Raw genomic sequence first — 21,997 nt, 5'->3', positions numbered from 1 at the left:
CCGCCAGTGCATGGTGGCCCGCCGAAGGGCACCAAACACCTGGTCCTGGACGAGGTGTCCGGGGGCATTGTGGACCGGCTGGACGCCGCCAGCGCGGCGTTCCTGAACGCGAGCGGCCTGGCCAAGGCCGCGCCGATGGGCATGGGCCTGTACCGGATCGAGCCGGTGGGCAAGGTGGGGTCCGTCCGGACCGCCACCATGCAGCTGGACGTGCGTCCCAAGGACCGGCTGGGGCTGAGCCGGCTGCTGTTCCTCCTCAGCTACGCCGGCAACCAGGGTTTCCGGCCGGATTCCGTGTCCGCCGTCGAGGACCGCGAACTGTGGAGCGCGCTGGCGGAGTCCCTGGCCCAGCTGGCCGAACGTGCCCTGGGCCGCGGTGTACTGCAGGGCTACCTGACCGTGGATGAGTCCCTCCGCACCGTCAAGGGCCGCATCCGGATTTCGGACCAGATCTCCCGCCGCCCCGGAATGCTGGTGCCGCTTGAAGTGTCCTACGACGAGTTCACCGAGGACATCGCCGAAAACCGGATCCTGCGGGCCGCCCTGGAACGGATGGGCCAGGTCCCGCGCGTCCGGCCTGAGGTGCTGAGCCGCCTGCGCCAGCTCAAGGGAAAGCTCGACGCCGTTACCCGCCTTCCAGCCGGGGCTCCGCTGCCGCCGTGGACACCAAGCAGGATGAACGTCCGCTACCACTCGGTGCTGCGCCTCGCCGGGCTCATCCTCCGGAACGCCTCCGCTGAAGCCGGCGAAGGCAAGCAGCAGACGGCTTCGTTCGTGGTGGACATGGGGCAGGTGTTTGAAGACTTCGTGGGCGCTGCGCTCCGTGAGGCCATGGCGGCGTACCCGGGGGAGATGCGGCTCCAGTACAACGCGCTCCTCAGCGAGGCCGTCCATGACGCGGACCGGCTCTCGGTGCGCCCGGATGCCGTGCACCTGCTGGGCGGGCGTCCGGTGGTGGTCTACAACGCGAAGTACAAGGCCGCTGCGGACCTTGGCGCGTCCCTGACCGCCGACCACTATCAGATGCTGGCCCACTGCACAGCCCTCGGCGTCCCTACTGCCTGGCTCATCTATGCAGGGGCCGGCGAAATGAAGCTGCGGAGGATCCTCAACACAGACATCGACATTGTGGAGTTTCCGCTGGATCTGTCGCTGCCGCCGTCGGACATCCTGGCAGCGGTGGCGGAGCTGGCACGGCAGTCCTGGGGTGATGTCGTCCGGCAGGCAGCCCCGTGACGGTGCGGGTGGTGGGCCCACGCCCGCAGGGTTCCCTGACCGAGCTTGCGAGGTAAGGGTGCGGGTGGGGACTACACAGGCACGCGGAACGTAAATGTCGTGCCGTAGCCCAGTCTGCTTTCCACCTGGATGGTGCCGCCGTGGGCCTCCACAATGGCCTTGCTGATGGGTAGCCCAAGCCCCACGCCGGGGATGGCCGTCCGGCGCACGCTGCTGGTCCGGAAGAACTTGGCGAACACTTCGGCCTGGTCCTCGCTGCTCATGCCCATCCCCGTGTCGCTGACCCGGCAGGCCACGTGGCCGTCTTCCTCCGCCAAGGACACCACCACGTTCCCGCCGTCCGGTGAATACTTGATGGCGTTGGACACCAGGTTGTCCAGGACCTGGGAGATGCGCGGGCCGTCAACGTGTGCGTCCAGACGGCCCGGTGCGTCGGCTTTGAGCACTACGCTGCCAGCATCGGCCTTGGGCATGGCAGCCGCGACACTGGCGCGGACCAGCTCGGCGACGTCCACTGCATGCGGCGTTACGATCAGTTGGCCGTTCCTGGTGGCGAGCAGATCAGAAACCAGGGTCAGCAGTCGCTCTGAATTGCGCCTGATGATGTTCAAAGGTCCCAGCTGGTCATCCCGGGGTTCGTCCTCCAAGAGGATCTCCACGTAGCCCAGGATGGACGTCAGGGGAGTCCGGAACTCATGGGAAACGCTGGAGACAAATTCGTCCTTAGCCGCCAGGGCGTTCACCAAATCCGTCACGTCGCTGAAGACAATAACGGAACCCGCGAAGTGTCCGTCTGCATCCTTCATGGCGCGGGCGCTGGTGGTGATGGCCCGCTGCTCTTTGCCGGCGCCGAGCCAGACCAAGTAGTCCGTGAACGTCTCGCCCAGGACAGCCCTCCGAACGGGGCGGTCCTCAACCGGGACAGGAGTAGTGCGGTCCCCGGCGAAGACCAGCAGCTGCGACTCGTTCGGATCGTCGATGTCCTTCGGCCGCGCCAGCTCGTGGTTGGCGCGCTGTTTCCGGTTCATCAGGATGTCGTGCCCATCTGCGTCCACGGCCAGGACGCCCATGTGCACGGTGTCCAGGACGGAGTTGAGCAGGGCCTCCTGCCGCTTGGTGCTGCCCAGGCTGGCTTGGAGCTGCTCGTCCTTCTCCTCGAGCGTCCGCTGCTGGCGCATCATGCTCAGGGTCAGGACACTGACGGACACTCCGATTCCAAGCATCATGACGGGCAGGAGCAGGGACTTTGCCAGGCTGGGTCCAGACACGTCGCCGTGGATGAAGAGCGGAACCCAGATGATGGCTAACGGGCAGAGGAACGATAACCACAGCGAAACCCGTGGATAGTAGCCCGACGCGCAAAGCCAGATGACGGGGAAAACCGACAAAAGGCTGATGCCGGTCAGGCTCTCCTGACCGCCCTCCCGGCCCACCGCGATGGAAACAAAGTCCAGGAGGGGAATGACCAGGAAACTTGTATAGGGCAGCCGATCCCACGGCACCAGGTAACACAGCGCCATAATGGCCAGCTGGGAGCCCAGGAACGCCACAAAAAGCGGATTGTCCATGGTCCCCGGGAAGAACGCCCACATGAGGAATGCCGTCAGGAGCGTGGTGATGAACAGGGGTGTCTGGCTCAGGGCCACCCTGTCGGTCAGCCGGTATTCGTGGAAAGGACGACGGAAAAACCTCAGACGGCCCGTAGCCCACGCTACTGGCTCACTCATAAACGGCAGCCAGAAGTGTTGGGTAAGTGAGACGCATACCAACAGGGTATCGGCAGCGGGCTATACTTCTCACGTTGTCAAGCTGGCTGAGGGGGCTTGTATGAGTGAAGCGCGAGTGGGTCTGGTCATCGAGGATGACCAGGATATCCGGGAGCTGGTACGCACAGTCCTGACCCAGGCAGGTTTTGAGGTTACGGTGGCCGCTAGCGGCTCTGAGGGGGTTTTGGCGGCAAAAACGCTGAATCCTGACGTCATCACGCTCGATCTGGGTTTGCCCGATATCGACGGGTTCGAGGTCTCCCGCCAGATCCGCGAATTCTCGGACGCCTACATCGTGATGCTTACGGCACGGGCCGAAGAGCTGGACACCTTGATCGGCCTTGAGTCCGGGGCGGATGACTACCTGACCAAGCCGTTCCGCCCCCGGGAGCTCCGCGCGCGGATCGCGGCGATGATGCGCCGGCCCCGCTCTGTGCCGGACGCGGCGGAGGGCACCCCGGCTCCGGATCAGCCGGCCGATAGCAATGGAATCGGCAAAGGCCACTACAGCCACAACGGCCTGGACCTGACATACGCTTCGCGGTCCGTCACCGTGGATGGCCAGGAACTCAACCTGACCCGAACGGAGTTTGAATTGCTCTACGCCCTGCTCGAGGCGGGCCGGACTGTCCGGACCAAATCGGATCTGGTGCGTCGCCTCCGGGACGAGGATTACGACGTCGGAAGTTACATCAGCGAGGCAGACGAACGGTCCGTGGAGGTCCACATGGGAAACCTCCGGAAGAAGCTCGGCGACTCACCGCAGCGTCCCCGCTGGCTGCAGACGGTCAGGGGTGTCGGCTACCGGCTGGCACCTGTGGAGCGCTGAGCCTCCAGGCGGTTAAGCGTCTGGCGGCAGCAAAGGTTGATGGGCCGGAGGTAGTCGGCGGCCAGCCGGGGCAGGGCAACGGAGGGCTCCTCGCGGGGCGAGTCTTCGCGGATGGAACGTTCAAGGTCCATGGCCAGCCCGGCCAGCCGTTCGGCGCCCACCATCTGGCTCGACGTCTTGAGGCTGAGGACAGCATCCACGGCGCCCGGGAGGTCTCCGGTGGTCAGTGCGAGGCGAAGCTTGCCGATCCGGACCGGTAAATAGTCGATGAAATTGCCCACAAAAACGGTGCAGTAGCCCTCGTCCTCGGCCAGTTCTTCGCGGAGCCGGTCAAGCACGGAAGGATCCACCAAGGGCCGCCCAGCATCGTCGGAGGGAGCCATTTCTGTCCTTTCCGATTGAGACTGCCGCTCCAGAAAACTGGGGCGGCAGCGTGGGTCGTTGTCCATCTTCAGATTAGATCCCTTCCCCGCTCCCGTAGCCGTTTGGCGCCAAGATTGGGGGTTTTTTGGGGAGAATGCGGGTTTATGCTTTAGCAGTCATCTTCGCCGGTGCCGATCAATTCAGGCGCGGGCAAACGCTCAAGATTGGCTCAACTTCGGGCAGGCGTTTCCTGCGCACCGAGGAACTCCACCAGCTGCGCTTCAAGGGCGGAGCCGTCCTTCAGCTCACACTCCCACACGGTCAGGACTTCCCAGCCGGCAGCTTCCAACTGGATGCGCTGCTGGGCGTCCCGATCCCGGGTCCGAGCACGCTTGGCTTCCCAGAAAGCGGCGTTGGCTTTGGGGGCGTGCTGGCCCACCCGGCAGTCGTGGAAATGCCAGAAACAGCCGTTGACGAAGATGACCTTGTGCCGCCCGGCGAAAACCAGATCCGGGTTCCCGGGCAGCCGGACTTTGCCGGCCTTGCCGTGGAGGCGGTAGCGGTAGCCCTTGGCATGCAGAAGGCGGCGCACCAGCAATTCCGGCTTGGTGTTTTTGCCCCGGATGCGGGACATATTCCAGCTCCGCTGTGCGGGCGTTAGCCTGTCCGCCATGATTCCAGTCTAGGAGCTCCTAGATCTCGCGCTCCGGCTGTTCGCCTAGCTGGAAGTGGCGCCCGCTGACGGACGTGGGCACGATCTCTACGTAGAAATCTTTGAGTGTGGGCACCCAGGTCTTGAGCTCCAGCGCTTCAACGGCCTCAAGCTCCGCGGAATTGGTCAGGACCCGCGCCGTACCCCGGAGGACAACGGACCAGGCCTCATCCGACAGGATGCCGTCAGTTTCAAACAGCACCTTGGAGTTGATGGTGAGCTGGGCCAGCTTGTTTCCGGGCGCCGTCCGGAGGTAGATGTTCCGGCCCGACGTCACGTAGTTCACGGGAAAAATGTCCGGTTCGCCGGCAACCGAGACCACTATCCGGCCGTGTTTGGTTGCTTCCAGGAGTTGCCAGGACTGCTGATCGTCGAGTTCCAGGACCGGGTTGCCGTCTGCGTGGGTGAACATCATACGGACCATTGTTCTACGTTCTGTAGAAGAATTCTAGGGCTGCGGGGAATCCTTTTCAGTCAGCCTCACTGCGTCCGTGGCGTGAGCAGGCCGCCCACCAGCCCAGGGGCGACACCTGGACCTTGAGGCGCCGGCCGCATTCGCGGCAGTAGCGGGGTGGTTCCAACTGCAGCAGCTCCTGGCACTGCCGGTGGGCGTGCGACGGCGGCGGCGCACCGCCGTCGGACGGTTCGCCGCAGTGGCCGCAGAACTCGGCCGTGGTTGGGCCGGTGGGGAGTGGAACCCGGTTCATAGTGTCTTCTGGAGTTCCTTGATGGGCATGTTGAGCTCGACCAGGAGGTTGAGGTCGGCGTTGGCGGGGCGGCCCAGGGTGGTGAGGTAGTTGCCGACGATGACGGCGTTGATGCCGCCGAGCAGGCCCTCTCGGGTGCCGAGGTCGCCGAGGGTCAGTTCGCGGCCGCCGGCGTAGCGGAGCACGGTGCGCGGCATCGCCAGCCGGAACGCGGCGATGGCGCGCAGGGCGTCTCTCCCATCCATGAGGCCCTGGTTTTCGAGCGGGGTTCCGGGCCGCGGGTTGAGGAAGTTCAGTGGGACTTCGTGGGGTTCGAGGGCGGCGAGCTGGGCTGCGAGTTCGGCGCGTTGTTCGAGGGTTTCGCCCATCCCGATGAGGGCGCCGCAGCACAGTTCCATGCCGGCGTCCTTGACCATGTTGCAGGTCTCGAGGCGGTCTTCGTAGGTGTGGGTGGTGACGACTTCGGGGAAGTAGCTGCGCGCGGTTTCGAGGTTGTGGTTGTAGCGGTGCACGCCCCATTCTTTGAGTTGGTTGACCTGGCGCTGGGTGAGCATGCCCAGGGAGCAGGCGATGTTGATGTCCACTTCTTCGTTGATGCGGTCGATCGCGAATTTGATCTGGTTCATCAGTTTGATGTCGGGTCCGCGGACGGCGGCGACGATGCAGAACTCGGTGGCTCCGGTCGCGGCGGTCTCCTTGGCGGCTTTGACCAGTTCGGGGATGTCCAGCCAGACGCCGCGGACGGGCGAATCGAACAGGCCGGACTGGCTGCAGAAGTGGCAGTCCTCGGGGCAGCCGCCGGTCTTGATGGAGATGATGCCTTCCACCTCGACGTCTTCGCCACAGTGCCTCAGGCGGACTTCGTGGGCGAGTTGCAGGGCGGCGGGCAGGGCCTCGTCCGGGAGACGGAGGACCTCCTCGAGCTGCGGCTGGGTCAGGCCGATGCCGTCTTCGAGGACCTGCCTTCTTGCTGTTTCAAGGATTGGGTGACTACTCGTCTGTGGCGCGGCCGTAATCGTCATTAATTTGTCCTTTGTTTTTAGTTCCGGGGTCTCCCTTGACGCTAGTTCGGCGCTGTGGGGCGGTTTTTGTGCGGTGGCTACAACGGCGGCCCGGACTGTTTGTTGGGCGTGGGTACAAATGCCGCTCCCGTGAGGCCGGCGGTATCCCGGGGCGTCATCCTCCTCTTGTGACTTTTTGTTGGTCGGTCCCGGTGGTAGAACCGATGCCGGGTGACTGTGGATAACTTTGATTGCTCTGGTGTGACCTGGGCTACCCTTAAGTCATTGTTCGGAGTGAGGCGTCTTGAAACTATCGGGGGAATAGCTGCCCATGACATCGCACAACTTTCTTACGGTCCGGCGTCTGCGCGTGCATCTCGTGGCAATTGCGGCAGCGTCTGCCCTGGTTCTAACTGGGTGCAACTCGGGCAGCGATCCTGGTGCAACGGACACGACGTCGCCGTCCGCAGTTCAGACGCCCAGCCCCAGTGCCACGCCGACTCCGACGGCGACCCCCGCGTACGTGCCGGCATCGGCCAGCGGTCGCGCCCAGAACGTACCGGTTCCGGTGCTTCCGGAGGTAGCGAAGAAAAAGACTAAGGAGGGGCTGGAGGCGTTCGTGGGCTACTGGTACGCAACGCTGAGCTACGCGTACGAGACCGGTGATACAGAGCCGCTGGAGTCGGCCTCAGGCCCCGCCTGCGGTAGCTGTGCAAAGGTAAAAACCGAAGTCACGGAGTGGCATTCGGATGGACGCTGGATGGCTGGCGGCAAGATGCATGTGGAGGGCGTTCATTCGGACTTCATCGAGACCGGCACAGCAGAGTATCAAGCCGTCGTCCAGGTGTACCAAGATACAACTGACTACTACCTTGCGGATGCCACGCTCAAGGGAAGTGTGCCGAGACAGCCGGCTATTGGGGACATCGTCATTGCCGGTTTCGGTGCAAGTGGATGGAAAGCCAACACTGTCGAACACCTGGTGAAGTAATGGCTGTCCGTGCTCCAACAGTGGCGAGGCTGCTCGGCGTGATGGCGTCCACGGTCCTATTGTTGATGCCAGGGCCGACAGCCGTGTCAGACTCCGCCGATTCACCAGCCATTGGGACCGCTTGGGGTGGCCATGGCGCTTCCGCAGCTGGTTGGTTTCATGATCCTCAGAGCAACGCATGGACTTCCGTGCCGGTTGGGCTTCCGGATGACCCCTTCAAGTACAGATCCAAACACGCATGCAGAGTAGACCCTAATCTCGACGGATCGAACTGTGCGGGGCCCGATGTTGAATGCACCGATGGGGATAACGGCCGCGTCGTTAACTGGTACAGATCTCTGAAGGTGCTGAACGTGTACACTTTCTTCGCCGGGCCAACCTGCATCTATGACGAGAAGCCCGTTGACGTGCTGGAGCAAATTGCCGGCCAGATCCAGAAGCGGTTTGAAAGCCTTCCAATCAACGCGGGAGCCGTCGTCGCGCAGCCCAGCCCGCACACCCTCCGGGGCGCCGAAACGAACTTCTATGCCGACCCTGCTGAGCAGCAGTTTGACGTGACGATGTTCGGGCAGAAAGTTCATGTCGTGGCGACTCCGGTCCAATACACCTGGAACTACGGCGACGGCACGGTCTTCGGCCCGCAGTCCTCCATGGGCGGTCCTTTGCCTCAGGATCGCTGGGGTGAGAAGACGCGGACCAGCCACGTGTATGCACAAACGGGTGACTTCGAAGTGGTTCTCACCACTTCGTTCCAAGGAACGTATTCAGTGAACGACGGACCCCCGCTGCCCATCCCGGGCCAGGGTCAGTTCAGTGCGGCGCCGCAGACTATCAGCGTCTGGCGCTCCATCACCCGGAATTACGCCGACGACTGCAACCAGAACCCGCAGGGTCAGGGTTGCCCAGGGGTGGCGTCAGACGAGTAGCTACGGCTCCACCACGGAGTGATGGTGGTCTCGCCCGGAATAGATGCGGACGCCAGCCAGTTGGGCCCAGCAGTACCAATTCCCCTGCGAAAGGAACTGCGCATGCTGTTTTCCCCCTTGGCTCTCGGTGAGCTTGAACTGTCCAACCGCCTGGTGATGGCGCCGCTGACCCGCCTACGTGCGGGCGAGGAAGGTGTGCCTGGCCCGCTGGTCGTGGAGCACTACCGCCAGCGCGCTTCCCTGGGCCTGATCGTCAGCGAAGGCACCTACCCAAGCCCCGCCGGTCGCTCCTACCCGGGCCAGCCAGGACTGGTCACGGAACAGCAGATCGCCGCTTGGAAGAAGGTCACCGACGCCGTCCACGCCGAGGGCGGCCGGATGTTTGCACAGGTCATGCACGGCGGACGCGTGTCCCATGAGGACATCACCGGCGGGCACACCCTCGTGGCTCCGAGCGCCATCGCCATTGACGGCGAAGTCCGCACGCCGTCAGGCAAGAAGCCGTACCCGGTGCCGCACGCACTGACCAGCGACGAGCTCCCTGTCGTTATGCAGGAAATCGTCACAGGTGCGCTCAACGCCATCGAAGCAGGCTTCGACGGCGTGGAACTGCACTCGGCCAACGGTTACCTGCTGCACGAATTCCTGGCCCCCAACTCAAACGTGCGCGATGACAGCTACGGCGGGTCGCCGGAGAACCGGGCGCGTTTTGTAATCGAGACGGTCAACGCCGTGGTCGCCGCGGTTGGCGCCAACCGCGTCGGCATCCGTATCTCGCCCCAGCACAACGTCCAGGGCATCGCCGAAACTGACGCCGCCGATGCCCGCGCCACCTACGAAGTGTTGGTGGACAGCATCGCCCCGCTGAACCTCGCCTACCTCAGCGTCCTGCACCATGAGCCAACCAGCGAACTGGTCCAGGACCTCCGGGCACGCTTCAACGGCACATTCCTGGTGAACTCCGGCTTCGGCACCGTAACCACACGGGACGAAGCGGCCAGCCTGGTAGCCGACGGCCATGCTGATGCAGTGGTGGTGGGCCGGCCCGCCATCGCCAACCCGGACCTCGCCCGGCGCTGGAAGGAAAACCTTCCCCTGAACGTACCGGACCCGTCCACGTTCTACGCAGACAGCTCAGCGGGCTACACGGATTACCCCGTGCACTCGGCATAGTCCCGCGCAGTGCGGTCCAGAGTGGGCCGTGATCGGTGGTTAACGACGACGGCGGCACCCGGCTTTGGGTGCCGCCGTCGTTGGCTGCTCGGTGTGCTGTCCCGGCAGCTTGAGCCGAAAGCCATCCGACGGCTGTTTGGCTCTTTATCGAAAAAGTTGGCCCGCTCAGGCTCGTAAAGGATGAGCGGTAACGCCAGAATACTCCAGCGAATGGAGTATTGCTAGAGGCTTTACATAAATGCTTCCCGGCCTGTGCCTTCGCGCATCACGAGCTTGTCGTCCTGGATGGAAACGAGCAGGCTCTTGGGCTTTCCACTGACTTTGGTGATGGCTTTCAGGCCACGGTTTGTCACTTCGACCCCCACCTGTGCCCCTTTCGCGGGCAGTTCCACGGACGTTTCGAAGGCTTCCCCCAGGAGCGGGTTAGTGGTGACGCCCACGTCGCGGCGGACTTCCTTGCCGTTGACCATGACGGTGATGTTCGCCTCTTCGAATCCGTCCTGAAAGACGATGAGCAGTTCCCGCATGGTGTCCTCTTCCTCGAGAGTGATTACCGGTGACGGCATATCCACTACAGCACTTCGCGGCCCGGAGCGGAATACCCCGGCCGGTCATGTCCGCAGGTGCGGCATCGCTGGAGACGGCAAGGCCGGTGAGGCAAAATGTTCTGGTGACCCAACTCCCGCACGCCCCGTCCGCACCCGTGTCCGCCGAAAATCCGGACAGCGCCATCCACGCCCAGATTGCCGCTGAGCTAGGCGTTAAAACCTGGCAGGTCAAAGCCGCCGTGGAGTTGCTCGACGGCGGATCCACCGTCCCGTTCATCGCCCGGTACCGCAAGGAAGCCACCGGGACGCTGGACGACACCCAGCTCCGGGAGCTCGACGAGCGCCTGCGCTACCTCCGCGAACTCGAGGACCGCCGTCGTACTGTCCTGGAAGCCATCGCCTCGCAGGGTCAGCTGACGCCCGAGCTGCAGGCGGCGATCCTTGCCGCGGACACGAAGTCCCGGCTCGAGGACATCTACCTGCCGTTCAAGTCCAAGCGGCGCACGAAGGCGCAAATCGCCCGCGAAGCCGGGTTGGAGCCCCTCGCCGAGGCGCTGCTGAAGCGGCCTGATCTGGATCCTGAGCGCGAGGCGGCCAAATACCTGAATGCGGAGCATTCCATTGATGACGCGCCGGCCGCGCTCGCCGGTGCCCGGTCCATCCTTGTGGAACGGGTCGCCCAGGACCCGGACCTTGCCGCCAACTTGCGGGAGCGGCTCTGGACCCAGGGACGGATGGTGTCGCGCGTGAAGAAGGGCAAGGAAGCCGAGGGCCAGAAGTTCGCCGATTACTTTGAGTTCGCGCAGGCGCCGTCGGGGATGCCCTCTCACCGTGTGCTCGCCCTGCTGCGTGGTGAGAAGGACGGCGTCCTGGAACTGGATCTCGCCGAGGCCGACCCGAATAACGACGACGCCCTTGCCGCCGCGCGCTCGCGCTACGAAGCGGCGGTGGCCAGGTGTCTCGGGGTGGCCGACCGCGGCCGTCCCGCCGACACCTGGCTGATGCAGACCGCACAGCTAGCCTGGCGGTCGCGAGTTCTCGCCCGGCTGACCGCCGACCTTCGCAGCCGGATGTTCACCGCCGCAGAGGATGAGGCTGTGCGCGTGTTTGCCGCAAACCTCCGGGATGTCCTGCTGGCCGCACCTGCCGGCAACCGCGCCACCCTTGGACTGGATCCGGGGCTGCGGACGGGTGTGAAGGTGGCCGTTGTGGACGGCACCGGCAAGGTGGTTGCCACGGACACCGTGTATCCGCACGCGCCGGCCCGGAAATGGGACGAGGGCCTGGCGACGCTGGTGGGTCTCGCCCGGAAACACGACGTTGAGCTCGTGGCCATCGGCAACGGCACGGCGTCCCGGGAGACGGATAAGCTCGCCGCGGAGCTGATCAAGCTGCTGCCCGCCGCGGAGAAGAAACCGCAGAAACTTGTGGTCTCCGAGGCCGGGGCATCGGTGTACTCGGCGTCGGCGCTGGCCGCGGCCGAGCTGCCCGGCATGGATGTTTCATTGCGTGGGGCGGTATCCATCGCACGGCGTTTGCAGGATCCGCTCGCGGAATTGGTCAAGATCGACCCCAAATCCATCGGCGTGGGTCAGTACCAGCATGACGTCACGGCATCGAAGCTGGACCGGAGCCTGGACGCGGTGGTGGAAGACTGCGTCAACGCTGTGGGTGTGGACGTGAACACGGCGTCGCCGGCACTGCTGAGCCGCGTGGCCGGCGTCGGGCCGTTGCTGAGCGAAAACATTGTGGCGTACCGGAACGAACACGGGCCGTTCGCCAAGCGCAGTGAACTGAAGAAGGTGCCCCGGCTCGGGGCCAAGGCGTTCGAGCAGTGCGCGGGCTTCCTGCGGATCACTGGGGGAGCGGAACCGCTGGACGCTTCGAGCGTGCACCCTGAGGCGTATTCCGTGGCACGCAAGATCCTGGTGGCTGCCGGTTCTGCGCCGGCGTCGTCTTTGGATCCCCGAGCCTTTGTGGACGGGACCTTTGGCTTGCCCACCGTGCAGGACATCCTGGCGGAACTGGACAAGCCCGGCCGGGACCCGCGCCCTGCCTTTGCCGCCGCGACATTTTCCGAGGGCATCGAGAAGATCTCCGACCTCAAGCCCGGCATGGTGCTCGAGGGGACGGTAACCAACGTTGCCGCGTTCGGTGCGTTTGTTGATGTGGGAGTACACCAGGACGGTCTGGTTCACGTGTCGGCGCTGGCCAACCGGTTCGTCTCCGACCCCCGAGAAGTAGTGAAGTCCGGGCAGGTTGTGCGTGTGAAAGTACTGGAAGCCGATCCGGATCGTAAGCGGATATCCCTGACGTTAAGGCTCGACGACGAGGCGTCACCTTCCGGTGGGCGAGGTCCGGCGGCGCGTTCGGAAGGGAATCGTTCGGAAGCGGGCCGTTCGGAAGCGGGCCGTTCGGGCGGAGGCGGCGGGGCCGGCGGCCAGTCGGCGCGGCAGCGGGACGCTCGGGGGAGCAGCGGTGCCAATCGCGACTCAGGCGGGCGAGGTGCCGGTAACCGGACTCCGTCCGGCGGAAAGCCCGAGGCCAAGCCCTCGGCTGGCAGGCCTCCCGCACCGAAACCGGCGCCGGTCAACACCGCGATGGCCGAGGCCCTCCGCAAGGCTGGACTCGGTAAATAGCGGTCTCTTTCCGGCATGGCATTTCTGGTGCCCGCGCGGGCTTCGGCTTGGCTTTCGTTCAGTGCGCGCCGTTTAGGCGAGCGACAAAACGAAGGCGAGGACGAAACCGGCGGCGGTGCTGATGGCGACAGCAGGACCGCCGTGCTCGTAGGCCTCCGGCATGAGAGTGTCCGCGAGGGACGCAATGACGGCGCCGGCGGCAAACGCCAAAGGCAGTGAGATGGCTTTAGGATCGGTTCCGGACAGCGGGCCTGCTCCGATGACCACGGCGACAACCAGCAAAACCGCGCATGCCAGCCAGAGGCCGATAACGCTTCCGGCGGAACGGCCTTGGCTGCGCATGGACGCAGCGCCAACGAGGGCCTCTGGCAGGTTGGAGACAAAAATTGCTGCGAGCAGGGCGAGCCCGCCCGTTCCCTCGCCGAGGGAAACACCCAGGGCAACGTTCTCCGGCACGCCGTCCAGGGTCACCGCAGCCAAGAGCGCCATTCCTGCTGCGCCGCGCGTGGAAGCAGCGGTTGCTTTGCGGTCGCTGGCTGCAGCGTCGGTATCGAGCTTTGCGCTCCCTTGAAGTTCATCGGCGGGAGTCGCCTGCGCGCCGGGTTGTGCCCAGCGGTCCAGTAGTGCGCTGAGGATGGTGAAGACAATGGCCCCGCCCATGAGGCCTAAAGCGGCCCGAACGATGCCACCACGCTGGTAGGCGTCCTCGAAGAGTTCGAACGCGAGGGCCGTTATGAGGGATCCTGCGGCGAATGCCAGGAGGATGGCCAACAGCCGTTTGGGCAATTCGAAGCGCACACCGATGATGGCACCCAGAATCAGGGCACTGGATGCTATGACGCCGAAAAACAGCGGCATGATCATCCGGTCAGTATAGGAGTGCAGGTAGGTCGCCGGAAGCTAGCATTTTTTTGCTGTTCCTGGGTATCCCATCCGCTGTGCCGCACTGCTGTCGCTGGAACGTGCCCTACGCTTTCGGCTGCCCCTGGTTTCTGCAAGGCTGGGGTCATGACTTACTTCTTGGAATACACCGTTCCGGCCGCTTCCGACGACGCAGAGTTTGAATTCCCGAACGACGAAATCAACGCCGATACCACCGTGCCGCTCACGAAGACAGAGGCCAACACCGTCCACACGCCTGAGCTACCCGCCCGGACAGGCATCCTCGGCGCCACGGATGCGGAGGCCAAACTCGAAGCTGAGCAACTCATCACCCACAGCCGCGCGCGGGAGGCCAGCTTGTTCTTTGACCCTTCTAATTCGCTTCAGGCCGGAGTGGGAACCGTGGTGGCAACCTTCGTCGAAGGACGCGGCTGGCAGGACTCCTAGTCTCCGACGCGGGTTCTTTGACCGAGTATTCGTCGACAGGCATCACTGGCTGGTGGTCTTCGTGTAGGGGAATTTTAGGCTCGGCCGAATCCAAGTCCGGATTCCCTGCTTTGCCATGTTCCAAGCCGAATCCGTGACCTGAGTCTGGACCTGAAGTATTCTCAATTAGCCCTCCCGGCCAGGTGGGTGGTTCCCAGTCGGGGTGTTCGCTTTGGTAGTGCCGCCCGGAGGGTGAGATCCAGCCGGGTGGCTGGTCCTTGGTGGGTGTGGTGGGTGTCCATCCGGTGGTGTGTCTGAGTTGGTGGTGTTTGCGGCACGGCTGGCCGAGGTTGCTGATTCCGGTGATCCCGCCTTTGGCCCAGGCCAGGACGTGGTCGGCTTCGTTGTCCAGGGACTGGTTGCTGCAGCCGGGGAACGGGCATTTGCCGTCCCTGAGTCTGAGCCATTGGCGCTGGGCTTTGGTGACCGGGTAGCTGGTGCGCCCGATTTCCAGCGGTGCGCCGTCGCGGGGGTCGATCAGGACCCGGTGGAAGGAGGTGGCGCCGTCGGCGATCAGTTGGCGGGCCATGGACGGCGGGATCGGCCCGTACCCGTCCAGCATCGCCGACTCCTCTGTCACACCCAGCAGGGCCATCACCGGGACGGTGATCAGGACCTGTGCCCGCGGCGACGGAACACCATCAGGTAGATCTGCAGGTTCGCTGGCGGGCACGGTGGGATCCGTGCTGCCGTTCCCGCCGAGGAGCCAGGTCGCGGCGATGTCGGCGCGGAGCTGGGTGAGGGTTCGGGGCTCCTCAGGGCCTTGAAGGGCCCGGGCCGCTGCGGTGGTCCGTTCCCAGATCCCCGACGCGGTATCCGCCGGCAGGTAGGCCGAGAGCCAGGCCATCCCGTCCCGGGCAGGAGAAAACAGCACCCGCCGGTCGGTAGCACACTTGGTGTGGCGTTTTTCGATGCTGACCGGGTGGTGCCGCTCCCGCCAGGTCCGGGCCCTGGCCCGGAACCGGCCAGCCACCATCTCACCCGCGGGACAGCCCCGGAGCGGGTTCGGCGCCTCCGGGTCCAGGAAATGCGCCTCCAACGCCTGCGCCCCCTCCGGACCCAGACCGCTGGTCTCATCCACCATGACCCGGGCGTGCTGCCACGAAATTGTCCCGGCCTCCAGTGCGGACAACGTCAACGGCAGGACCGTCATCAGTTCGTGGGCCTCAACCAGAAGGTCGGCAGCGGCCGGTTCACTGACCGTCAGCACACCCGCCAACTCAGCCACGAGAGCCATCTCCTGGGCCGTCTGCTCCTGCAGGGACAGCCCGGGAGCCGCCATGGACCGGGCCACATGGGCGCACCGGGCAACCGTCCGGACCTTCCGGGCAGCCAACTTCGCTTCCTCACATCGGATTGCCGCCAGGGTGTCCAAACACTCGTCGTATTCCTGACGCAGCAGATCCGGATTACCGGCCGGAGAGGGGCCCGGAGGTCCGGCTTTTTCCGGACTCTGGAAGGCCAAGGCAGCATCTACGGCGCGCGAACCCTCAACGGCTTCCGCTGTCTCCTCAGCCGCGACGCTGTCCGGCTCCACAGCATCGCAAGGGGCGTCAGGATTCGAGCTACTGCCCGCCACCGCTGCTCTGCTTTCCATACCCACAGCATCCCAGCACGCACCGACGTCACGACCCAGGCAAATCGCCTATGTGGATAAGTTGTCTGTGCATAAGTTGCCGATGTGGATAAGTGGATGTCCAACGAAGCTTCCCACCCGGCCTACTTAGGGGTGGCGGACTCCGGTGCGCGCCAGAACCGCGCGGTAGCCTTCCCGGAACGTCGGGTAGGCCAACTCCAGCCCGGAGCCACGGAGCAGCGCGTTGCTGCAGCGCTTGTTGCCGCCTCGGGCCTCGCCAGCCGGGCCAACAGGCGGTGCGGGATACCCCATCTCGGCCGCAAGATACCGCAGGACATCCCCAAGATCCGCGGGATCGTCATCCACGCCGACATAAACCGGCCCAGGGTCAGCGGCTGTCGACGCCAAATGGACAATCGCGGCAGCAGCGTCGTCCCGGTGGATGCGGTTGGTGTAGCGCGGCTCGTCCGGAATCACGGCGGCGCCGCTGCGGACCTGGTCAATCAAGCGCGTCCGGCCGGGACCGTAGATCCCACCCAACCGCAAGACGATAGGCATGGAGCCGGTGCCGCGCAACCGCGAAAGCAGGAGGTCCTCCGCCTCGCGGAGGATGCGGCCGGAGAATCCGCCAGGTGCCGCCGTCGTTCTCTCATCCACCCAGCCACCGCCAGCGTCCCCATACACAGCGGTGGAGGACACAAAAAGCACGCGCTGAGGCGTCACGCCGTCGCGCTCCAGTGCGGCCAGGACGTTCGCCAGCCCGTCCACGTAGGCAGCGCGGTAGGCCGCTTCCGTAGGTGAGTCAGCTGCAACCGCCACAACGACGGCGGTGGTGTCAGCAGGAACAGAAGGCAGATCCGCAGAGCCGAGGTCAGCGGCCACGCCTTCGATCGCTGCCGGCAGTTTCTCGGGCGAACGGCGCCAGCCCACCACCCTGTGCCCGGCCGCGGCGAAGCGCAGGCCGGCTTCAGTGCCCAAGTCGCCGCAGCCGGCAAGGAGGATGGTCACGCGATCAGGGAGCGAGGACCGACGGGGTCGGAACCGGGAAGAATACCCGCGGATCCTGCAGGAGGGCGGGGTAATCGAAAGCGGACCGGTCTATTACCTCGGCGACGCTGAAAGTCCGGCCGAAGCGGCCGTCGTCGAGCGTGATCGGACGGCCCAGGACCTGCCCCACGGCGAACTTTTGGCCGTCCTCGAAGGAAACGGCAACGGTGGTCTTGCCCGGGAGCGTTGCGAAGGCTTCCTCTTGTGCCTGGCGCTTCCGGGTGGGCTTCTTCACGAGGGGCTTGGGTGCCAGTTTGCGCGGCTGCTTGGAAGGGCGGCGGGACCCGTCGTCGACGTAGACGGGGGAGTAGCCGTCGGCTTCGGCCGAGGCGGCAAGAGCAGCACGGCGGACCGGCGGCAGCGCCACGGTGTCCAGCGTCTGCGGATCGACCTCCGTGTGCGGGTCGCGAAGGACCCACAGGAAGTCGTCCTCAGGTTCTGCCGGATAGAACTCATGCTTGGGCTCAGGCCAGATGTAGTCCAGGTCCACGTCGGCGTCCGGGAACACCGACTTGTAGAACTTCGGTTCCTTCCGGACCAGCTTCGCGCGGTGGCTCAGGTGGAAGTCAGGGTTCCCGAGCCATTCCGGCATGGGGATCCTGGCGGCGTAGTCCGGGTGCGCTGCCTGGGGCGCGAACTCGGTGATGTTGGCGCGCGTGTTGTCTGCGTGGCCGCGGTTGGTCCATTCGTCCACCATCGCCAGGCCGTACAGCGTCAGCGCCGGCACGTGGCCCATCCACATGCGGACGGCGGGGTGGTTCTGCCAGCCGTACTCGGGAATCACCAGAGCCCGGAGGGTCTGCAGCGCCTCGACACGCTGCTTGCCAAGCCTGGCGGTGTCCAATGCTGCGGCGCTCTGCCGGAAATCGGGGTACGGAAGGAAGGTTTGCATCCCTTCAGTCTGACGGCACGTGGCGGATGTGCCAATTGCAGTGCCCGCCGCCACACGGGAAGGCCCCCGCGAAGGCTGAGATGTTCACATAGTGGACCGATACATACAGCGGTTGCCGTTACCCACTAAGATCACCGAAACGCCCCACCGTCCCGGAAGCCCTCCCATGACTATTTCTTCAGTTACGACCCCCGGCAGCACGCAGCCATTCATGCCCAAGTTTGGGCAGATGCTCAGCCCGGAGGCCAAGGGCATCCTGGTCCTTGATGAATTTACCCTTGATCCTGCCGAAGCGCGGAAGGAACAGCACGGTTTTCGTGCCGCCATGGCATCCGTCGCGTTGACTCTTCGCCGGATTGTTGCGCTGCGTGTTGTGATTGCGCTCGTGGCCATCGGCAACCTGCCCTTGTTCCTGCTGAACAGCGGTTGGTGGATCTACGCGGTTTCCCTGGCCCTCGTGGTTGCTGTGCACCTGGCAGTGTCCTGGCTCAACAAGCACGAGCCCAAAGTGCGCCAGCGTCAGATGCTCGAACTTCATCTGCACCGGGAGCGGAGCAGCAACTACCGCAAGGTCCGCGACGCCGTGAAGTACATGATCGATGCCCCCGGCCGCATGAACGAGCACCTCTACCTTGAACTGCTCGCAGCCAAGCGAGTGGCACTGAACGTCGCCCACGGCACCGTGGTGCTGCTGGACACCAGCGACGCCGCCGCCTGGAAAGTGCGCATCGTCCGGGAAATCCCGGCCGCAGCTTAGCCGCCGGCGGCTGCCGCCGGGCAGCAAGCAGGAAACTTAACAACGAACGACGCCGGAACTCCCCTGGGGCGGGAGCTCCGGCGTCGTTGTTTGTCCCCGGGGCAAAAGGGGGAAAGGGGAATGCCCCGGGAACGGCCGAACGCTTAGGCCGGGAGGTTGAGGACCTGCCCGGCGAATACGAGGTCCGGGTTGGTGACGGAGTCCATGTTGGCGTCGGCCAGTTTCTCCCAGCCGCCTTCGATGCCAAGTTTGTCCGCGACGATGCTGAGCGTGTCGCCCTGCTCCAGAGTGTAGGTTTCGCCGCTCAGTGCCGGCGGTGCGGCATGCTGTGGAGCTTCGATATTGGCCTGCGGCGCCTCTACCTCATCGGCCGGAGCCTGTACGTCGCCCTGGGTGACCGGCACGCTCTCGACCGGCACGCTCTCGACGGGCACGCTCTGCGGTGCAACCGTCGCGCCGCCCCCGCCGCTCAAACCAAGCTGTGCGGCGCACGACGGCCAGGCTCCCCAGCCCTGCGAGGCCTGGACCTGTTCGGCCACCGCGATCTGCTGCTCGCGGGTGGAGCCGGACGGGGAACCCGTGCCTCCGTGGGCTTCCCACGTGCCGGCGCTGAACTGCAGGCCGCCCGAGTAGCCGTTGCCTGTGTTCGTGGCCCAGTTTCCGCCGCTTTCACATTGCGCCAAAGCGTCCCAGGTTGAGCCGTCGGTGGCCGCGTTGGCTCCGGTGGCCGAGAGGGCGAGTCCGGCGGCCGAGATGGCGGCCACGGTGACTCCGCGGCGTGCGGCAGTACGGATAGTGGTGTTTTTCATGTGTGATGCTCCTGAAGGCCACCAGCGCTCGGTCCGTCCCCGGAGGTTATCGCGCCACTGCCCGCCCCTGACAATTCGAGGTCATTTTCGGTGGCTGCCGGCCGGGCAGTTCTGGTGGAGGCAGCACCGGGCATTCATTTCGCCCGCTTGGCGGGCTTGTCTTTCACGCTAGGACATTGGGGGGCCGTTATCAAACCGAGATCTTTCCTGAGTGCGGGCTGGTGGGCCGCTGGTGGCCGGCTGATGAATGTGATCAGGTCCGTAATCCTGGCGGATTGCCCCGACCTTCACGCCACCGACAGCCACCCCGCTGGGCCGTTCGGGGTCTATCCTGACCGAATGGATATTTTTGCGGACGGCACTGCCGCGCCTGAAACCGAACCAGCGGGAGAACTGCCGGAAGTGGAGGCCGCACGGACCCTTCCCCTGGCCGAACTGCACTTGCACATCGAGGGCACGCTGCAGCCCGAGTTGATCTTTGAACTGGCCGAACGCAACGGCCTTGCGCTCCCGTATTCAGGCCTCGAGGAGCTGCGCGCACTGTACGAGTTCAGCGACCTGCAGTCCTTCCTGGACCTGTACTACGCCAACATGGCGGTGCTGCAGACCGAGCAGGACTTCGCCGACATGACCCGCGCGTACTTGGCCCGGGCTGCTGCGGCCGGAGTCCGCCATGCCGAGATCATGATGGACCCGCAAGCCCACCTTTCCCGCGGCGTCAGCCTGGAAACCTGCGTCAATGGCGTGGCGTCTGCGCTGGCCACGTCGGTGGAAGACTTTGGCATGTCCACCTTGCTGATCGCCGCGTTCCTGCGTGACCTTTCGGAGGAATCGGCGCTGGAAGTCCTGGACGGACTCCTGGCCATAAACGCTCCCATTGCGGCCGTCGGCCTGGACTCGGCCGAGGTGGGCAATCCGCCGGCGAAGTTCGAGCGGCTGTTCGCGAAGGCCCGCGAAGCGGGCCTTCGGCTTACCGCCCACGCGGGCGAGGAGGGGCCAGCGTCGTACATCATCGAAGCGCTGGACGTCCTGGGAGTGGAACGGATTGACCACGGCATCCGCTGCATGGAGGATCAGGACCTGGTGGAGCGCCTCGTGGACGAGCGGATTCCGCTGACGGTCTGCCCGCTGTCCAACGTCCGGCTCCGCGCCGTGGACACCTTGGCGGACCATCCGTTGCCGGCAATGCTCGCCGCCGGGCTCAACGTTTCCGTCAACTCGGACGATCCCGCCTACTTCGGCGGCTACGTGGATGACAACTTCGCGCAGCTGCAGGCAGTGTTTGAACTCTCTGAGTTCGACAGGTCCAGGCTCGCCGCGAACTCCATCCACTCGTCGTTCGCCTCCGAGGAGCGGAAGGCCGAGCTCCTGGACGAGTTGAACGGCGGGTAGCTCAGGGCGGCAGTGCTCGCTACACTGGGGCCGAAGCGTGTCCGGGAAGTGTCTGTCGGCACGCCGAATATGCGCTTGAGGGTTGAGTAAACAGCCACTTACCCGAGACTCTTGCCTCAGTTCCGCTGTAATTCGCGTCATAGTCGGTCACGACACGCAGAGTTAACCATTTCAAGTCGTGCGATTTAACAGGGTGTTGGCAAAATGCCTAGAGACAGATCGCTTTAATAAGGGGAATGATGGCCACGTCCACCGCAGATAACACCTACCTTCGACTCAAGACCGTGCTGAATGTCCTGACGGAGGGCACGTGGACGGGTGATGCCCGCAACGCCGGCGAGGTCCTGGCGGAAGCCACAGCCCGCGTGCCGTTCAGCGACCACGAGGCCACGCTGCTCAGCGGCGGCATTCCCCGGGGTCACAAAACCCTCACCTCCGCCACGGCCAAGCTGGTCAAGGCCGGCTGGCTGGTCAAGGGCCGTTCGGGCTGGACCATCACCGAGGACGGCATGCGCGCCACGGTCGCCTTCCCGGACGCGGAGTCCTTCGCGGCAGCGCTCGACGCCGGGACTCCTGTCCCAGCCGATATCCCGATTCCGGCGGCTCCCGCCGTGAAGAAGGCCCCCGCCAAGGTGGCTGCGGCCAGCAAGGCTACGGGCACAAAGACGGCTGCCGCTGAGTCCGCCGAGGCTCCCGTGAAGAAGGCGCCCGCTAAGAAGGCCCCGGCCAAGAAGGCTGCCGAGGCAGTGGAAAAGGCCGCCAAGCTGATCGAAGACGCCGTGGAGCCCGTAGTCAAGGCCGTCCGTTCGCGCAAGGCTGCCGCACCGAAGGCCAAGGCGGAAGCCGTTGTGTCGGAGCCGCTGGAAGGACCGGACGAGGAAACCTTCCCGCAGCCAGAGGCTGTGGCCGTGGCCGGCGACTTCAACACGTTCCTCGGTGCCCCGGAGAACTGGGCGCCGCAGTACGACGAGTCGCAGATGGAGTTCGACTTCAGCTCCCAGCTATGGACGAAGAGCAGCGAACTGCCGGCTGGCTACTACACCTTCAAGATTGCGCTGAACCGTTCGTGGAGCGAGAACTACGGCGCATTTGGCACGTTCGATGGCCCCAACCACGAACTGCACCACGACGGCGGCACGGTCACCATCCGCTATGACCACCGCACGCGGGACATCACCATCAACTGACAGATGCATCTCTGGACAAAGTCGCCGGAGTGAAGCAGTGTGGGAACCGGCCGTACTGGCTGGTTCCCACACCTGTTT

22 protein-coding genes are annotated in these 21,997 nt (G+C 64.7%); 10 read left to right on the top strand and 12 right to left on the bottom strand.

Features of this window, described 5'->3' with window-relative positions; all coding sequences use genetic code 11:
* Positions 1 to 6 precede the first annotated feature (6 nt).
* A complete protein-coding gene (locus J2808_RS12335; protein WP_309816655.1) occupies positions 7 to 1,236 on the top strand; it encodes a 5-methylcytosine restriction system specificity protein McrC in 1,230 nt (409 codons plus the stop codon).
* A gap of 71 nt (positions 1,237 to 1,307) precedes the next feature.
* Here the strand turns inward: J2808_RS12335 and J2808_RS12330 are convergent, their stop codons facing one another.
* On the bottom strand, positions 1,308 to 2,963 hold the full coding sequence (locus tag J2808_RS12330; protein ID WP_309816652.1) for a sensor histidine kinase: 1,656 nt from the start codon (positions 2,961 to 2,963) through the stop codon (positions 1,308 to 1,310).
* 100 nt (positions 2,964 to 3,063) lie between these two features.
* On the opposite strand from J2808_RS12330, the gene J2808_RS12325 reads away from it, so the two are divergent.
* Positions 3,064 to 3,831, top strand: a complete 768-nt coding sequence (locus J2808_RS12325; RefSeq protein WP_309816651.1) for a response regulator transcription factor — start codon at positions 3,064 to 3,066, stop codon at positions 3,829 to 3,831.
* On the opposite strand, the gene J2808_RS12320 is transcribed toward J2808_RS12325, so the two are convergent.
* The 5 genes from J2808_RS12320 to bioB form a co-directional block, all read right to left on the bottom strand.
* Complete coding sequence (locus J2808_RS12320; protein WP_309816649.1) at positions 3,804 to 4,214, bottom strand: Hpt domain-containing protein; 411 nt, start codon at positions 4,212 to 4,214, stop codon at positions 3,804 to 3,806. The two genes, J2808_RS12325 and J2808_RS12320, sit on opposite strands and share 28 nt — an antisense overlap.
* Positions 4,215 to 4,423: 209 nt before the next feature.
* Entirely contained in the window at positions 4,424 to 4,867 is a 444-nt protein-coding gene (locus J2808_RS12315) for a very short patch repair endonuclease (protein ID WP_309816647.1), read from the bottom strand.
* Positions 4,868 to 4,886: 19 nt separating this feature from the next.
* Positions 4,887 to 5,321, bottom strand: a complete 435-nt coding sequence (locus tag J2808_RS12310) for a pyridoxamine 5'-phosphate oxidase family protein (protein WP_309816645.1) — start codon at positions 5,319 to 5,321, stop codon at positions 4,887 to 4,889.
* 55 nt (positions 5,322 to 5,376) lie between these two features.
* Positions 5,377 to 5,613: a biotin synthase auxiliary protein BsaP gene (gene bsaP / locus J2808_RS12305; protein WP_309816642.1), complete on the bottom strand. Its 237-nt coding sequence runs from the start codon at positions 5,611 to 5,613 to the stop codon at positions 5,377 to 5,379.
* Complete coding sequence (gene bioB / locus J2808_RS12300; protein ID WP_309816641.1) at positions 5,610 to 6,635, bottom strand: biotin synthase BioB; 1,026 nt, start codon at positions 6,633 to 6,635, stop codon at positions 5,610 to 5,612. Before bioB ends, bsaP begins: the two co-directional genes overlap by 4 nt.
* Positions 6,636 to 6,945: 310 nt before the next feature.
* On the opposite strand from bioB, the gene J2808_RS12295 reads away from it, so the two are divergent.
* From J2808_RS12295 to J2808_RS12285, 3 genes are all read left to right on the top strand, one after another.
* Positions 6,946 to 7,605, top strand: coding sequence for a DUF6318 family protein (locus tag J2808_RS12295; RefSeq protein ID WP_309816638.1), 660 nt, complete (start codon positions 6,946 to 6,948; stop codon positions 7,603 to 7,605).
* 353 nt (positions 7,606 to 7,958) lie between these two features.
* Positions 7,959 to 8,531 carry a PKD domain-containing protein gene (locus tag J2808_RS12290; protein WP_309816635.1) on the top strand — a complete coding sequence of 191 codons (573 nt, stop codon included), beginning with the start codon at positions 7,959 to 7,961 and terminating at the stop codon, positions 8,529 to 8,531.
* 102 nt (positions 8,532 to 8,633) lie between these two features.
* Entirely contained in the window at positions 8,634 to 9,704 is a 1,071-nt protein-coding gene (locus tag J2808_RS12285; protein ID WP_309816632.1) for an alkene reductase, read from the top strand.
* A 230-nt stretch (positions 9,705 to 9,934) separates the two neighbouring features.
* Here J2808_RS12285 and J2808_RS12280 read toward each other — a convergent pair whose 3' ends face one another.
* Positions 9,935 to 10,231, bottom strand: coding sequence for a hypothetical protein (locus J2808_RS12280; RefSeq protein WP_309816742.1), 297 nt, complete (start codon positions 10,229 to 10,231; stop codon positions 9,935 to 9,937).
* A gap of 143 nt (positions 10,232 to 10,374) precedes the next feature.
* Between J2808_RS12280 and J2808_RS12275 the strand changes: the two genes are divergently transcribed.
* Positions 10,375 to 12,891: a Tex family protein gene (locus J2808_RS12275; protein ID WP_309816629.1), complete on the top strand. Its 2,517-nt coding sequence runs from the start codon at positions 10,375 to 10,377 to the stop codon at positions 12,889 to 12,891.
* A 72-nt stretch (positions 12,892 to 12,963) separates the two neighbouring features.
* Here J2808_RS12275 and J2808_RS12270 read toward each other — a convergent pair whose 3' ends face one another.
* A complete protein-coding gene (locus J2808_RS12270; RefSeq protein WP_309816626.1) occupies positions 12,964 to 13,755 on the bottom strand; it encodes a ZIP family metal transporter in 792 nt (263 codons plus the stop codon).
* A gap of 144 nt (positions 13,756 to 13,899) precedes the next feature.
* On the opposite strand from J2808_RS12270, the gene J2808_RS12265 reads away from it, so the two are divergent.
* Positions 13,900 to 14,220 carry a hypothetical protein gene (locus tag J2808_RS12265; RefSeq protein WP_309816624.1) on the top strand — a complete coding sequence of 107 codons (321 nt, stop codon included), beginning with the start codon at positions 13,900 to 13,902 and terminating at the stop codon, positions 14,218 to 14,220.
* On the opposite strand, the gene J2808_RS12260 is transcribed toward J2808_RS12265, so the two are convergent.
* From J2808_RS12260 to J2808_RS12250, 3 genes are all read right to left on the bottom strand, one after another.
* On the bottom strand, positions 14,147 to 15,856 hold the full coding sequence (locus J2808_RS12260; protein ID WP_309816622.1) for an HNH endonuclease signature motif containing protein: 1,710 nt from the start codon (positions 15,854 to 15,856) through the stop codon (positions 14,147 to 14,149). The genes J2808_RS12265 and J2808_RS12260 overlap by 74 nt on opposite strands.
* Before the next feature lie 126 nt (positions 15,857 to 15,982).
* Positions 15,983 to 16,843 (bottom strand): SDR family oxidoreductase, encoded by an 861-nt coding sequence (locus tag J2808_RS12255; RefSeq protein WP_309816620.1) that lies wholly within the window; start codon positions 16,841 to 16,843, stop codon positions 15,983 to 15,985.
* Between the two features lie 4 nt (positions 16,844 to 16,847).
* A complete protein-coding gene (locus J2808_RS12250; RefSeq protein WP_309816617.1) occupies positions 16,848 to 17,774 on the bottom strand; it encodes an MSMEG_6728 family protein in 927 nt (308 codons plus the stop codon).
* Positions 17,775 to 17,985: 211 nt separating this feature from the next.
* Between J2808_RS12250 and J2808_RS12245 the strand changes: the two genes are divergently transcribed.
* The gene (locus J2808_RS12245; protein ID WP_309816613.1) at positions 17,986 to 18,531 is read left to right on the top strand and encodes a hypothetical protein; all 546 of its coding nucleotides are present in this window, start codon (positions 17,986 to 17,988) and stop codon (positions 18,529 to 18,531) included.
* Positions 18,532 to 18,674: 143 nt separating this feature from the next.
* Here the strand turns inward: J2808_RS12245 and J2808_RS12240 are convergent, their stop codons facing one another.
* The gene (locus tag J2808_RS12240; RefSeq protein WP_309816610.1) at positions 18,675 to 19,340 is read right to left on the bottom strand and encodes a transglycosylase family protein; all 666 of its coding nucleotides are present in this window, start codon (positions 19,338 to 19,340) and stop codon (positions 18,675 to 18,677) included.
* 339 nt (positions 19,341 to 19,679) lie between these two features.
* On the opposite strand from J2808_RS12240, the gene J2808_RS12235 reads away from it, so the two are divergent.
* Together J2808_RS12235 and J2808_RS12230 are read left to right on the top strand one after the other, a co-directional pair.
* The gene (locus J2808_RS12235; RefSeq protein WP_309816608.1) at positions 19,680 to 20,732 is read left to right on the top strand and encodes an adenosine deaminase; all 1,053 of its coding nucleotides are present in this window, start codon (positions 19,680 to 19,682) and stop codon (positions 20,730 to 20,732) included.
* A 239-nt stretch (positions 20,733 to 20,971) separates the two neighbouring features.
* Complete coding sequence (locus tag J2808_RS12230; RefSeq protein ID WP_309816738.1) at positions 20,972 to 21,919, top strand: pullulanase X25 domain-containing protein; 948 nt, start codon at positions 20,972 to 20,974, stop codon at positions 21,917 to 21,919.
* Positions 21,920 to 21,997: the final 78 nt, after the last annotated feature.

The sequence above is a fragment of the Pseudarthrobacter sulfonivorans genome, from assembly GCF_031454915.1.
GTDB classification, from domain to species: domain Bacteria; phylum Actinomycetota; class Actinomycetes; order Actinomycetales; family Micrococcaceae; genus Arthrobacter; species Arthrobacter sulfonivorans_C.
This window is presented reverse-complemented; position numbering and strand designations above follow the sequence as displayed.

Bases quoted from the DNA above. Each gene is read 5' to 3' on its own strand.
- J2808_RS12235 (WP_309816608.1), top strand. From the start codon at position 19,680: ATGGATATTTTTGCGGACGGCACTGCCGCGCCTGAAACCGAACCAGCG.
- J2808_RS12270 (WP_309816626.1), bottom strand. From the start codon at position 13,755: ATGATCATGCCGCTGTTTTTCGGCGTCATAGCATCCAGTGCCCTGATT.
- J2808_RS12320 (WP_309816649.1), bottom strand. From the start codon at position 4,214: ATGGCTCCCTCCGACGATGCTGGGCGGCCCTTGGTGGATCCTTCCGTG.
- J2808_RS12325 (WP_309816651.1), top strand. From the start codon at position 3,064: ATGAGTGAAGCGCGAGTGGGTCTGGTCATCGAGGATGACCAGGATATC.
- J2808_RS12250 (WP_309816617.1), bottom strand. From the start codon at position 17,774: ATGCAAACCTTCCTTCCGTACCCCGATTTCCGGCAGAGCGCCGCAGCA.
- J2808_RS12315 (WP_309816647.1), bottom strand. From the start codon at position 4,867: ATGGCGGACAGGCTAACGCCCGCACAGCGGAGCTGGAATATGTCCCGC.
- J2808_RS12230 (WP_309816738.1), top strand. From the start codon at position 20,972: ATGGCCACGTCCACCGCAGATAACACCTACCTTCGACTCAAGACCGTG.
- J2808_RS12260 (WP_309816622.1), bottom strand. From the start codon at position 15,856: ATGGAAAGCAGAGCAGCGGTGGCGGGCAGTAGCTCGAATCCTGACGCC.
- J2808_RS12310 (WP_309816645.1), bottom strand. From the start codon at position 5,321: ATGATGTTCACCCACGCAGACGGCAACCCGGTCCTGGAACTCGACGAT.
- J2808_RS12295 (WP_309816638.1), top strand. From the start codon at position 6,946: ATGACATCGCACAACTTTCTTACGGTCCGGCGTCTGCGCGTGCATCTC.
- J2808_RS12265 (WP_309816624.1), top strand. From the start codon at position 13,900: ATGACTTACTTCTTGGAATACACCGTTCCGGCCGCTTCCGACGACGCA.
- J2808_RS12280 (WP_309816742.1), bottom strand. From the start codon at position 10,231: ATGCGGGAACTGCTCATCGTCTTTCAGGACGGATTCGAAGAGGCGAAC.
- J2808_RS12240 (WP_309816610.1), bottom strand. From the start codon at position 19,340: ATGAAAAACACCACTATCCGTACTGCCGCACGCCGCGGAGTCACCGTG.
- J2808_RS12245 (WP_309816613.1), top strand. From the start codon at position 17,986: ATGCCCAAGTTTGGGCAGATGCTCAGCCCGGAGGCCAAGGGCATCCTG.
- bsaP (WP_309816642.1), bottom strand. From the start codon at position 5,613: ATGAACCGGGTTCCACTCCCCACCGGCCCAACCACGGCCGAGTTCTGC.
- bioB (WP_309816641.1), bottom strand. From the start codon at position 6,635: ATGACGATTACGGCCGCGCCACAGACGAGTAGTCACCCAATCCTTGAA.
- J2808_RS12285 (WP_309816632.1), top strand. From the start codon at position 8,634: ATGCTGTTTTCCCCCTTGGCTCTCGGTGAGCTTGAACTGTCCAACCGC.
- J2808_RS12330 (WP_309816652.1), bottom strand. From the start codon at position 2,963: ATGAGTGAGCCAGTAGCGTGGGCTACGGGCCGTCTGAGGTTTTTCCGT.